The 12,361-nt window shown below is 48.8% G+C and carries 8 protein-coding genes; 4 read left to right on the plus strand and 4 right to left on the minus strand.

What is annotated here, in order from left to right; genetic code table 11:
• The first annotated feature begins 18 nt into the window (after nt 1–18).
• The 4 genes from BP71_RS32845 (at nt 19) to BP71_RS32860 (ending at nt 3,672) form a co-directional block, all read left to right on the plus strand.
• Nucleotides 19–1,446: an MFS transporter gene (locus BP71_RS32845; protein ID WP_496385878.1), complete on the plus strand. Its 1,428-nt coding sequence runs from the start codon at nt 19–21 to the stop codon at nt 1,444–1,446.
• Between the two features lie 141 nt (nt 1,447–1,587).
• Complete coding sequence (locus BP71_RS32850) at nt 1,588–1,827, plus strand: heavy-metal-associated domain-containing protein (RefSeq protein WP_496385879.1); 240 nt, start codon at nt 1,588–1,590, stop codon at nt 1,825–1,827.
• Between the two features lie 90 nt (nt 1,828–1,917).
• Complete coding sequence (locus BP71_RS32855; RefSeq protein ID WP_496385880.1) at nt 1,918–2,775, plus strand: DUF8832 domain-containing protein; 858 nt, start codon at nt 1,918–1,920, stop codon at nt 2,773–2,775.
• 342 nt (nt 2,776–3,117) lie between these two features.
• Nucleotides 3,118–3,672 carry a two-component regulator propeller domain-containing protein gene (locus BP71_RS32860; protein ID WP_496385881.1) on the plus strand — a complete coding sequence of 185 codons (555 nt, stop codon included), beginning with the start codon at nt 3,118–3,120 and terminating at the stop codon, nt 3,670–3,672.
• A gap of 443 nt (nt 3,673–4,115) precedes the next feature.
• Here the strand turns inward: BP71_RS32860 and BP71_RS32865 are convergent, their stop codons facing one another.
• The 4 genes from BP71_RS32865 to BP71_RS32880 all read right to left on the minus strand — a co-directional run bounded on the left by BP71_RS32865 (nt 4,116) and on the right by BP71_RS32880 (nt 12,339).
• Entirely contained in the window at nt 4,116–5,444 is a 1,329-nt protein-coding gene (locus BP71_RS32865; RefSeq protein ID WP_496385882.1) for a sugar MFS transporter, read from the minus strand.
• Nucleotides 5,445–5,546: 102 nt separating this feature from the next.
• The gene (locus BP71_RS32870) at nt 5,547–7,124 is read right to left on the minus strand and encodes a SusD/RagB family nutrient-binding outer membrane lipoprotein (protein ID WP_496385883.1); all 1,578 of its coding nucleotides are present in this window, start codon (nt 7,122–7,124) and stop codon (nt 5,547–5,549) included.
• Between the two features lie 36 nt (nt 7,125–7,160).
• Complete coding sequence (locus BP71_RS32875; RefSeq protein WP_496385884.1) at nt 7,161–10,247, minus strand: SusC/RagA family TonB-linked outer membrane protein; 3,087 nt, start codon at nt 10,245–10,247, stop codon at nt 7,161–7,163.
• Nucleotides 10,248–10,569: 322 nt separating this feature from the next.
• A complete protein-coding gene (locus BP71_RS32880; protein ID WP_496385885.1) occupies nt 10,570–12,339 on the minus strand; it encodes a PQQ-dependent sugar dehydrogenase in 1,770 nt (589 codons plus the stop codon).
• Nucleotides 12,340–12,361 lie beyond the last annotated feature (22 nt).

Consider the following 12,361-nt stretch of genomic DNA (forward strand, 5'->3'; position numbering starts at 1 on the left):
CAAACAATTAAATATAAAATGAATACGGATATATCATCTCCAACGGGCAAATCTGCCCCATATAATAAACGCTGGTCAGCACTTTTTTTGCTGTGTACTGCACAATTTGTCGTGATAATGGATACCTCCATCATTGGAGTAGCCTTGCCGGCAATAAAGGCAGACATCGGCTATTCGCAAAGCGGCCTGCAATGGATTTTTAACGCATATGTTATCTCGTTCGGCGGCTTTTTGCTGCTCGGTGGGCGCTTGTCGGATCTGTTCGGTGCCCGCAAGATTTTTATGTGGGGCTTTACAATTCTTTCTGCTGCCTCACTTTTGGCAGGCATAGCTTGGTCAGAGGCAGCCCTCAATATCGGAAGGGCTTTACAAGGGTTAGGCTCTGCGCTTATTGCTCCGGCAGCGCTTACCTTGGTGCTATCGAAGTTCCCCGACCCCAAAGAACTCCATAAAGCGTTAGGTTTTTGGGGTGCTTCCGCCGCCGCCGGCGGTTCAGCCGGAGTTTTCCTTGGTGGGGCCATAACCGAATGGCTTTCCTGGCATTGGGTATTCCTCATTAACATTCCCGTAGGACTTAGTGTCCTGTTTTATAGCCGAAGCCTACTTTTTAAAGGTGATACTCAAAAAGGGAAAGTGGATGTTGCTGGTGCAATGTTGGCAACATCGGCATTGGTGCTGACGGTGTATGCCATCGTATCGGCCGAAGGCGCAGGATGGAAATCGCTACAGACCATTGGGCTGTTAGGTCTGTCATTGCTGCTGTTCTCTATCTTCTTTGTCATCCAAAAGCAGAAAAGTGAGCCGTTGATACCGCTCACAATCTTTAAAGTCCCTAATCTTTCATCGGGTAACCTGGTGATGGCTTTGCTGGCTGCCGCCTGGATACCTTTGTGGTTTTTTCTTAATCTATACCTGCAGCAGACTCTGAATTATTCTGCCTTTAACAGTGGATTGGCACTACTGCCTATGACGATTGCTATCATGTTTTTGATGGTAGGCATTACAGGCAGGTTGGTAGCCAGGTTTGGTTTCAAAACAAATCTGATAACAGGACTGATCGCACTTACTGCTTCGCTGCTGCTGTTTAGTACTATTCCCCCTGATGGAACATTCCCAGTCAACGTATTACCTGCATCGTTATTGGGAGCGTTAGGAATGTCACTAGCATATATTCCTGGCACCATAGCTTCCATGTCGGGTGCCAAACCCGAAGAAATGGGATTGGCCTCCGGGTTGGTAAACACAAGCTATCAGGTAGGTTCGGCATTGGGGCTGGCCATTATAGTAGCTATTTCTGCTGCAAAAACCAATGCGGTTAAATCAGCGGGACCAGCTGATATTACCGCACTGAACGCAGGTTTTCAAATTGCATTTCTCGCGGCTGCCGTTGTATGCGCGGTTGCCGCAATCATTGCGACTTTTTTTATCAAATCGGTTAAATCATAAATTATGACTGGCTTGCAGGTGTTGCTTTGAGGACACTGACCTAATGTATTGTCTCAATAAATCTTACAAATCAAATCGAAAATAACGTAAAAAAGAATCGCTTTTGTTTGCTCAACTTTGTATCATCAATAAAAATAAAAAATGGAAGAGAAGAGTTTTCAGTTTAAGACGAATATCAACTGCGGAGGATGTTTAGCCAAAGTAACTCCTTTTTTGAATGATGCCGAGGGCGTTTGCCATTGGGAGGTGGACACCGCCAGCAAAGACAAAGTGCTTACTGTAAAATCCGAAGGGATTACCGAGCAGGAAGTCATGGATATTATCCGAAAAACGGGCTTTAAAATGGAGCTTTTAAATGCTCAAAAAAGCGAAATGTCATAATTCATTAAAACTGTAATAACTTTTGGATAAGTAATTGCAGAGGCAATTAAGCATACTGCAATTACACCCAAAACAAACAAATCATCACATATGAAAAATCATCCTTATGCAGATATAGAAAGCATTTATATCTGTCCTATGCATCCCGAAGTAACCGGAAAACAAGGCGACAACTGCACTAAGTGTGGAATGCAGTTGGAAGCGGTTCAATCGGAAAAATCACATGAGTATCAGGTCCAGCTAATCACGTCTCCACAAACTGTCGAGGCGGAAAAACCAGCTAAACTGACATTTGTTATCAAAGAAAATAAGCAAATTGTGCCATTGGATATTTCACACGAAATGAAAATTCATTTGATGGCAGTCAGTGAAGACCTAACCTGGTTCCGGCATATGCACCCGGAAGAGCAGACAGACGGCACATATGTAGTAACGAAGACATTTCCCAAAGGTGGAAAGTATCTTTTGTTTGCAGATTTTAAACCAAGCGGCTCGCCACAGGTTTTACACAGACAAGAAATTGAAGTGCAAGGAAACGATGTAGCAGGTAATGAAGAGATTACAAACAAATGGGTTTCAAAAACCGACGAATACAGAGTAATCCTCAAAAACGGAATTGATTTCCGAACTAATAAAACACAGCACTTGGAAATATCCATTGAGAAAAACGGAAGGGAATTGATGGAAACTAATCTTCAACAATACCTGGGAGCATCTGCCCATATCGTTATGATTGGCAAGGTAGACAAAGAATTTCTGCACATTCATCCTGTATCAGACCGTCGTTTCCCGATTTTTGCACAAACACATATCGAAAAAGCGGGAGTTTACAGAATGTGGGCACAGTTTAAAATAGATGGAAAAGTGCATACAGCAGACTTTACCGTTGATGTGGCAGAAGGAAAAAAAGGCGATAATGAAGAAAAGTCGCACGTGCATCAAAACTAAATTATAGGAAAATACAGGTTTTCAAACGAGGAGAGAAGTCAGCTTTTAGAACTTTATTATAGATGAAAAATGGCACATAAACATTAATATCCGTCGATATAAAGCAGCAACTGTATTTCAAAACCTTCACCTACTTAAAAAAATGAAAAATCCGTTGCTCAAGGTGCCCAGATAGAGCCTTTGGTAAGGGAGGTCAACAAATACAGACGATACAAAATCCCTAGTAGTCCGTAAAAGCAACATTTACATTTCGTTAACATTCTTTTACCAGCCCTCCAACACACCTCAGCAAAAAAATAATAGGTTTGTTGAAATCCTTACAAAAAAAGAAATATCTAACTCATGCACGTATATACTTTGTTGTTGCTGTTTATTATTGGCACTGCCTGCAACGGATCAACTAAAAAAGACTTACCAAAAGAAAAGGTAAGTAACTCAAACATACTATCTGTTGCACATCCAAAACTTGTAAAAACCATAGGCTCACCTAAATATGGCAATGTTCAATGTGGTATGCAGGACAAAGCCGGTAACCTTTGGTTCGGAACTACAGAAAATGGTCTTTATAAATATGACGGAAAATCGTTTAGCCAGGTTTTAGTGGCCGATGGGCTAAACAGTAATAATGCTTACTGCATTTTGGAAGATAGAGATGGTAAAATTTGGATAGGCACTGAGGCGGGACTTTGTCTTTACGATGGTAAAAGGTTTACCAAAATCCAGATTCCAAAGATAGAATTATGCAATGTGTATAGTTTGTCATGCCTTATCGGAAGTGCGGCAACGAACGACAAAACTATAAATCCAGTTGCTATCCAAGAAATCAATAATATGGTGTATAGCCCCCCTCCTACAATTCTTCGCAAAAAATTGGATGCGTCAAGGTGCTTTCAGTAATACTCATGAGAAGTTCGTAAATTTGAAAGACGAATTGATGCTTAAAACGTATCAAAACAAGCCAAAAGAATCGGTTACCGTTTCGGTCACCTATTTTGAAAGGAACTGTAAATAATTGATTCACCAGCGCTTTCAAATTCAAATTGTTCCAAGCAGGATCACTTGAAGAAATAACAAAAATCATCAAAAGCCTGCAAATCAATGAATTGCAGGTTTTTTTTATTTTCCGGATTATGCCCTGGCTGCTAAGTACTTTAAAAAGACGATCGTGTTGCCGGAAATGCCGTTTACGACGAGGGTGATCAATGACGTCACATAGCTTTCAGAGTTGACGATCCGAATATATAAAAAATTTACATATAGTACAGCTAGCTCATGTAAGAACACTTGTTGCATAATGCTTGCCATGAAGACGGGCGACTGCAACGCTCGCTTTGCGTCCGCTAAATTGGAGTCTCGCTATTGGGAGCATAAATGCTTCGCGTTACGGAGTGATCCGAAGCCCGCTTTCTCCATTCGAGTTTTTTGAAGCCCCGCATGGCATAGTACAGTAAATACACATAGCAGATAACCAACACCAGCAGCGAAACCTGCGGAGTGGCGGGATACAGGTCGATCAGGCTTCCGAATACCAGTGGAAAAATACCTCCGCCGATCACCGACATCAGCAACAGCGCCGACCCGATCTTGGTGAACTTGCCGAGATTGCGGATCGCCAGCCCCCAGATCGTTCCCCAGAGCATTGCTGCTCCAAAACCGGTACCAATGAGGCAATAAATGGAGACAATACCGGTGGTGAAGTACGCCGCTGTCACCAGCACGATGCCCCCGAGCGCGCAATATTTCAAGGCGGCCTGCTGGGAAAACCATTTGGGAATCAGTACCGTACTTGCCACATAGCCAATCAGCATGGCATACAGGGTATACTCTGCGAAATGCCTCGATTCTTGCAAGGAAATTCCCAGCGAACGGCTGTATAAAATAATACCGTCGATCGGGATCACCTCGCAGCCCCCCGCCATTAGGAGCGCGATTACGCCGAGTACGAGATATGGATACTGGGATACGGATGTTTTACCTTGCTCCTGTTGGGTCAGGCCCGGGACCTCTTCCTGGCGTTCCTGCGCTTCGGGAAGCCCTGAGAAAAATACCATTAGCGCCAGCAGCGCAAGTATTCCTGTAATGACCAGGTAGGGATTCACTACCTTCAATACGTATTCATCCAGGATCACGGTCTTTTCCGCAGCGCCGGCGGTGGAAATCCGGGCAACAACAGTGTCTGCATTCAAGAGGAAAATGGCACCCAGTATGCGCTGGCTTAATATTCCGGCTGTCTTGTTAGCCACGCCCATGAAACCGATCCGCTGCGCCGTACTTTCGACGGGGCCGATGATCGCCACATAAGGGTTGGCGGCAGTCTGCAGAAGCGCCAGGCCCGTACCGGTCACAAACAAGCCAGCCAGAAAAAGTAGATAGGTACGCGCATACGCCGCCGGGATAAACATTGCCGTTCCCACCGCCATGACCAGCAAACCGATCACCATCCCCTTTCGGTAACCCGTATGTTTCAAGATCCATGCGGAGGGTATTGCCATGAAGAAATAGGCAATATAAGAGGCAAATGCCACCAACAGCGACTGGAAGTTGGTAAGTTCCAGGCATATCTGGAAGTATGGAATCAGGATGCCGTTGACCCACGTGATGAAGCCGAAAACAAAGAACAGGATAGCGATGATGGTAAGCGGATAGACATAGGATCTTGCTCTGGCCATATTGGGATCGGTTGGTTGCGTCGGATTTTATCAAAAATAGCAAAAAGCGAATATCCCGGCGGCAACGCGGTGTCGCCCCCGGATATACGTGCATTCCATCACTTAATTTTTATCCCACCAGAGCGGCGTACTCGCTTTGTCTTCTCCTTTAAGGAGCTGCATGGCGGCGGTTACCGCGGCAGCATTGTTTTGTTTTTCACTGTCAATGAAAGGAAACCTACGGATAAACTGCGTAACCGGAACGTCTGGGTTTACCGAGTTGACTACATGATAAAGCTTCGGATAAAGCGATCGGCGGAATTCAGCCCACGCTTCCAGGCCGTCGGGGTATAGCGCAAGCCATTTCTGGGTGCCAACCTGCTCGCGCTGGATTGCCTCTGTTGCGCCCCATTTTACCGGAATATTGCTGACGGCCGGCGAATTTTGCGAATCGCCAGGGGCAATGGGCGGCGTGGTACCGCTAATATAGGCTTCAACCACTGAACCGCTGTACCCCCAGGTAGCCATCGACTGCCGGATACCGTCTTCGTACAGCTCCTTCGCCGTGCCGCCCATGTTCCAGCCGTTGAGCGCCCCTTCCGATCTCAGGAAATACGACTCACCCGCGTGCATGATATCCGCTTTCACAGCCAGAATGTTTTCCCATCCAGAACCGGTACCCGTGTTACGTACCCATCTGGCACCGATGTTCGAGTTGTTGTCATTGGTATTCAGCGGCTCGATCAGCTGGGCAGGGTTCAAACCATTGCGCAGGCCCTCGTATGTTTTCGTGCTGAACGACGGCTGGAAGAACACTTCCATACGGGGATCTTTATATCCTTTCAGAATAGACTCCATCGTAGCGCTCATGCGGAATTCACCCCAGGCCGCGATCCTTGACAGGCCATTCGCATCTGCACTGCTCACCGCTGTCCGTACCATCATAGCGTCTTCGGTGGCGCTGGTCAACACACCTCCTGCTACCGCAGCCTCCGCTTCCTTCTTCGCCCGGGCGGGGTCTACTTTTGAAATACGCAACGCGAGGCGCAACCGCAGGGTATTTGCAAATTTGATCCATTTGTTCACGTCGCCGGAGTAAATGATATCCCCCGCCCCGAAAGGTTTCTCGGCCGTTTTACCCTTCAGGATCGTCACGGCGGCGTCGAGACGCTTGAAAAAATCGTCGTAGATCACATCTTGCGCGTCATACTTGACACTTTGTGCAGGGATACCCGCATCGAAATAGGGGATCGGTCCGTAATAATCGGTGACGCGGTGAAATGAAAATACCCACCAGATACTTGCCAGGGAATATTCAGCGCTGTTCGGATCGGAGTTTTCAAACAAAGTCCTCAGCTGGGGCACCACCTGAATGTAGATCGGGTTCCAGTGCGAATTGATCCACGACATATTGGTAAAATACCTGTCCGACTGAAAGTTGGCGGTAGTTGTCGCGAAATACTGGGCGTAAAGATCTGCAAAAAGGTTGGTGGCTGTCTGGTACGAGGGATGGTAAGACCCCTGGGACAACGCCTGGGAGAATAGCTTCGGATACTCAGCCGGCGTCAACTCCACGAGTGCAGTTTTGCTCTTGTTCATTGTTTCGAAGTCGTCGGTACAGGCTGCGGCGAACACACCCACAAACCCAATTGAAGCCACACCGAGGACTTTCCTTAATTTCAGTTCTATATTTCTTCTCATGATATTTCAAAATTTAAAATACAAAGGGCCCCTCTGTTAAAAACTGAGTTTAAGGTTTAATCCGACGGTTCTGGACGAAGGGAGGTTACCGTAATCGAGCCCCTGGAAGTTGCCTGCCCCCAGGTTCATGTCGGGATCAAACGGCAGCTTGCGTTTGGCCAGACCTGGAATATCCAGCGTCGCGTTGCCTCTGTACAGGAATAAAAGGTTACGGGCAGTGAAGGACAACCGGGCATTCTTGAAGAAAAAGCCGGTAGCAAACGGGATTTTGTAACCCAGTGTAAGTTCCCGCAAGCGGAAATTAGTAGCTGAGTAGGTAAAGAACTCACCCCACGAATAACGGCCCTGCGAGACGGTCTGCCAGAAGGTCTCCGCACTGATGGCTGTCGCGTTGGCCGCACCATCGGCTTTTACAGCCGGCAACACCCATCCGCCCTCGCGGTATTGTTCGGTATAGTCGGCGTTGCCGTCGAAAGCAAGGTTCGCCTCGGTACCGGAAGTAACCACACCCCCTACCCGACCGTCCACCAGAAAGGAGAATACAAAATTCTTATAGTTAAATGTATTGTTCCAGCCCAGAGTAAATTTCGGATTATAGTTCCCGATCACCGAGATCGGCCCCACGGCAGGTACACCCGCAGCGGTGACAACGTATCGACCCTGCGCATCTCTCAGCCAGGTGTTTGCTTCCATGTCCCCGAACGAACCGCCTTCGGTAACCACCGGCGAAGCTGAGCGGATACCGCTGCCCAAACTCACTTTTTTAATGCTTTCATGCAGGTAAACCACCTTATTGATGTTGCGGGCAAAGTTCACGCTCGTCTCCCAGGAAAACTTGCCGCCTTTTAAAGGGCTGGCCGACAGGATGATCTCTACACCTTTGTTATTGACCTTGCCCGCATTGATCACCTGCGTGTTATACCCCGACGGCGCAGCGAGCGGAAGCGACAGGATCTGGTTGACGGTATTGCTATTGTAGTAGGTCACATCCAGGCCGAGCTTCCCGTTCAATACCCTGAAATCAATCCCGAATTCTGTTGCCGACGAAATTTCCGGTTTCAGGTTGGCATTGGGCAGGGTGGTATTGCGCGAAATGTAGCCAATGCTACCACCGGCGGTAAAGGCATAAAAAGGATCCAGCTGATAAGGGCTCGTATCGTTACCTACCTGCGCCCAAGACCCGCGGACTTTTGCGAAACTGATCCAGGCCGGCAGGGTAACTGCGTCCGACAGGACAAAGTTTCCTCCCAGCGAGTAATAAGTGTAGGAATATGGGTTAGGAAGTGTAGACGACCAGTCGTTGCGAACAGACGCATCGAACGTCAGGTAGTCTTTGAAAGAAAATGATGCCGAACCGAAAACATACTGCAGCTCTTTTTCCGAGAAGGCAGAAACCTTGGTAAGGTTGGTGGCGAATGACAGGTCGAATTTGTTGATTACGGAGAGACCTGTCGCCAAACCACCCACTTCCGAATATTTATTATAGGTAGAACCGGCCCCGAAATTGTAAGTCAGGCCCGATTTCTCGCCGATCTTGTGGTTCCCGGAGAAAATCAGGTCCATATTGCGTTCCAGCGTTTTCCCGTCGAAATTCTCATAGTTTCCGCCGGCAGCCGCATACAGGAGCGTATTGTGTGAATAGCCACGCTCGTACTCATCCACGTAGGTATCGTAGCTGATCCTGCCCTGTACATTCAGCCATTGGGCGATCTCGTATTTGGCTGACCCGAGAATAATGGAGCGGTCCCGCTTCTCACGGCCAAAAGTTTTGTTCAGCGTCCAGTAAGGATTCATGTAGATACCCGAGCTGGTCCAGTACGTGGGCGTCCCGGCCTCGGTCTCATATACTTTGTACGCATTCAGGTCTACACTTCTCGGCGTTTTGAGCAAGTTCATGATTGGACCGCTGTTCTCGCCGGAATAGGGTTTGTTCTTAATGTCCTGATTGATGTAGGTTACCTTGCCGTCCACACTCAGCTTTTTAGTCAGGTTGGCACTGATCCGCAGATTGAGGGTATGCCGTTGCAGGTCGTTGTTGGGGATAAGACCCTGGTTTTTGTTGTAGGTGTACGACATATAAGTCTGAATATTTTCACTTCCTCCCGATAACCCCACCGAGTTGTTCGTCGACACCCCGTTCCGGTAAAAATTCCTGATATTGTCCGGATACGTCGTCGCTTTTGCCCCCCAGCTTCCCGAAGCATTTTCACTGGATTTGCCGCCGGCACCCTGCCCGTAAGTGTTCTGCAGGCTGGGCAGCAGCAGAGGTGATTCTATCGAGACTCCCGAGTTGATGTCGGTGCTGATCTTGCCCGCTTTCCCTTTTTTGGTAGTGATCATGATAACCCCGTTCGCCGCCCGGCTGCCATAAAGGGCCGACGCGGCGGGGCCTTTCAACACATTCATCGATTCGATATCGTCGGGGTTGATGTTGGCCGCGCCATCGCTGCGGTTCACCCCCCCGAAATCTGAGCTTACCTGGCTTCTTACCGAGTTGTCGATTGGCACGCCGTCCACAACGAACAACGCATTGTTATTTCCCCCTATCGAGCGGTTACCTCTCAGCGTTACGCGGGTAGCCGAACCCGGACCCGACGAGCCCTGCGTCACCACGATACCTGCCACTTTACCCGTCAGCGTATTGACAAAGTTTGCGTCACGAACATCCGTTAACTGCTTGCCCGATAGCTGCTGGGTCGCGTAAGTGAGCGTTTTAGCGCTTCGTTCGATCCCCAGGGCGGTCACTACCACCTCGCCGAGCTGGGTGGCGTCTTCCCTAAGAGTGACGTTGATGACCGACTTCCCGGCCACGGCAACTTCCTGGGAAGCATACCCGATGAAAGAAAAGACCAATGACTCGGATGCGGATGGTACAGACAAGCTATAAGCGCCTTCGGTATCCGTCGAAGTCCCTTTGGTTGCCCCCTTGATGAGCACATTCACGCCCGGGAGCGGCGCCCCTTTGTCGTCTGACACTTTGCCGCTTACTTTCAATTCCTGCCCCAAAGCCTTAGAAATCACGCCGGCTGCGAGCAACATCAAAACAAGCAAGATCCGGGACCGCCGGGATACGGCTGCCAGCCGCTGCACGGCACAGGCCCGGTTCCTAAAAGTACAATTCATCCATCTGAATGAGCCTAGTAAAGAATATCCAAACATAATCACACTTTTGTTTACCTGAACGATACATTGTTTCGAGAATTCCATCAATCACAATATTAAAGTTTATCAATACCAAAAGCTGATACTATTTTATGCTATTGTCCTACTATTCTTCAAATTTGAAACTCACGGTATACTTGGGTGTCCGTGCCCTTCCCAACAAGCGCACTGCGGACGACCGGGAGCGGACCGTTGGGATAAAGTCAAAACTGCTTGGCGATAAAGAAAAAGAGTCCCCGGATTCACATTTCCGGAGACTCTTTCCCTATGGTGCTTATGATGGCTACTGCATGCTCTTGACCTTTAATACCTCGCCAACTCCGACGCTGCTGGCCTTGTTACCGAAACTTGCACGGATATACGTTAATATCTGGGCGATCTCCTCATTTTTCAGGAAATCGTGTGCAGGCATTACCCCGTTGTATACCACCCCTTTGACCGTCAGTGGCCCACTCAGTCCCTTGAGTACCACCTCAATCAACTTACGCTTGTCGCCCAGCACGCGCTCTGATCCGGCCAGGGGTGGAAAACGGCTTCCGTCGCCCTTGCCGTCGCCCTGGTGGCAGGCACCGCAATACAGATTGTACGCTCGCTGTCCCGCCGCCAGAATTTTCTTTTCGAAGTTGTCTTTTACAATATCGGGCTCTTTGATATTGGTACGCTGCTTGCGCTTCTCCATTGCCGCGAGCTGTGCCTGGCCGAATTTGTTAGGGTTACCTTTATACATGACCCGCCAAACCTTGCCTTTCACACTTTCGGTGATGTACAGCGAACCATCCGGCCCCATTGCGATTCCCATCGGGCGCGCCTTCGCATCGGCCGTATTGATGATCGTGTCTGTTCGGGCAAAACCATCCGCAAAAACCTCCCATGGGCCAGAAGGTGCACCATTTTTGAATGGAACGAAACAAACGAAGTAACCGGCCTGCGGATAGGGCGCCCGGATAGTAGAACCGTGGAACGCAATGAAAGCGCCATTTTTGTACCGTGCCGGGAACTGATCTCCCTGGTAGAAATGCAGGTCGTTGGGCGCCCAATGACCCGGGAAACCTATAATCGGCTGTTCGAATTCAGCTCCTTTCCCTTCTTTTTTGCCGTCGCCGCCATACTCCGGATTCAGTAGTTTTTTGCCCTTCATATGGTCGTAATAGTAATACGGCCAGCCCGCATTGGCACCTTCCTTCACGCGAAGAAATTCTTCGGACGGCAACACCGCGCTTTGCCAGGCGTTATAAAGTTCCGGCCAGGTACGTACCAGGTTATCACGACCGTGCTGCAAGGCATAAAGGGTATTGTCGGATTTATTCCAGTCCATGGCCACAATGCTACGGATACCTGTGGCGTACCTTTTGCCATCAGACTGCAACTGGCCAGTTTTGTTCGCATCAAACTGCCATACTCCCCCATGTTCTTCCAGCTGAGGGCATGGGTCCTGCCCCCGCAATCCGGGCACACGGTTCTGAGCCTGGCACACATCGCCGGGCGCACCAAAAGGCACATACATATGCCCTTGATTGTCAAATGTGATGGGTTTAGCGATATGCTCTGAACCATGCACCTTGTTTTTATAATCATCGGTCAGGATCACCTCCGCCTTACTTTCCGGAATAAGCTTGCCGGGGGTCAGCTTATTCCGGAAAACAACTCCCGCTGTACTGTAATAAATGTAATCATCGTAAATGCGCATGGCAGTGCCGTAACTGCCCGGGTCATCGTAGTCTCCAAAATACTGAACGATATTCGCCTTGCCGTCGTCGTCGGTGTCGCGCAGGGCGACACTCCCGCCATTAGGCCCTACGCTTCTCAGTTTGACGTAGATGTCGCCGTTATGGTTGACTGCCAGGTGCCTGGCGGGGCCGATACTATCCGCCACGACTACGGCCTCAAAGCCCCCTGGCAGGACGAGGCCACCATTATCGGGATCGCCTTTGGGCAGTTTGTCGGTAACCTGAAACCCCGCAAAACCGGCACCCAGCGACAACGCTACCACAACGACCGCCAAAGGCCTGACTTTTGAACGAATTCTTACCGGGATCCGAAAAAAACATTTCATTCTGATAATCATGCATTTAGGA

The sequence above is a fragment of the Dyadobacter ginsengisoli DSM 21015 genome (assembly GCF_059568735.1).